The 798-nt window shown below is 58.8% G+C and carries 1 protein-coding gene; it reads right to left on the bottom strand.

What is annotated here, in order from left to right:
- Positions 1-788: phage portal protein (locus tag OOT00_RS16070; protein WP_265426437.1), on the bottom strand; the 788-nt coding region annotated here is incomplete at its 3' end.
- Positions 789-798 lie beyond the last annotated feature (10 nt).

Genomic DNA, 798 nt, shown 5'->3' with positions numbered 1-798 from the left:
CTTTCCCAGTCCGCCGATCCGCCGCGCACCTCGGCAATGGCTTCCCCAAGGGTCATGATGTTGCTGTTCATGGCGTCGATAATGGCAGAAATCTCCTTGGACGGATCCACATGGCCACGCCGGGGCGGTATCCATCGGCAGTGGGTGTACAGCTTCCTTGCTGCATACCAGTCCGGCCAGTGTTTCTTGATTTTGATCCAGCCCCGCAGATAGGCCTCTTCCATGAGCATCTCATAAATGGGCTGCATGTAGCCGCTCACCAGCCACTGCTGATAGAGACTGAAAAGGTTCCAGGCTTCCAGCAGGGCGGCCCGTGCGCCAGCGTAGTTGGTTTTCGAAAAATCCTTGGAGATCACCTCATAGGGCAGCCCCACGGAGGCACCGATGCCCCGGAGCAGGCGTTCCACAAAGGGCTCAAAGGTGTTGCCCGGTCTGGTGGTGGACAGGATGTGGGGCCGCTCGCCGGAGCGTCCGTAGTAGATGCCAGCCGGGGCCACCTCCTGATATTCCTCGCCACGCCCGGCCATTTCGTTTTTATCCAGAAACTGTTCCGCCATTTCATTGGGGTACGGTGTTTCGATCCACACGGGAAAGGAAGCCGCCACAATGGCACCCACCACCTCGAAATCCAGATAATCCGACAGATCCCGAAAGAGCTTCATGGCCGGAGCCAGCGGAGAAATTCCCCGGTACTGATCCGTTCCCTTGGATATCATGCCATGGAAAATCCCCTGCCGGTGGCCCACCCAGGCAGGAACCGGGGTGAAGTCTCCGGCGTTTCGGGCCATCTTCCCGGTT

Source organism: Desulfobotulus pelophilus, from assembly GCF_026155325.1.
Taxonomy (GTDB): Bacteria; Desulfobacterota; Desulfobacteria; order Desulfobacterales; family ASO4-4; genus Desulfobotulus; species Desulfobotulus pelophilus.
The sequence above is the reverse complement of the archived record's forward strand: the minus strand, read 5'-3'. Positions and strand labels throughout refer to the sequence as shown.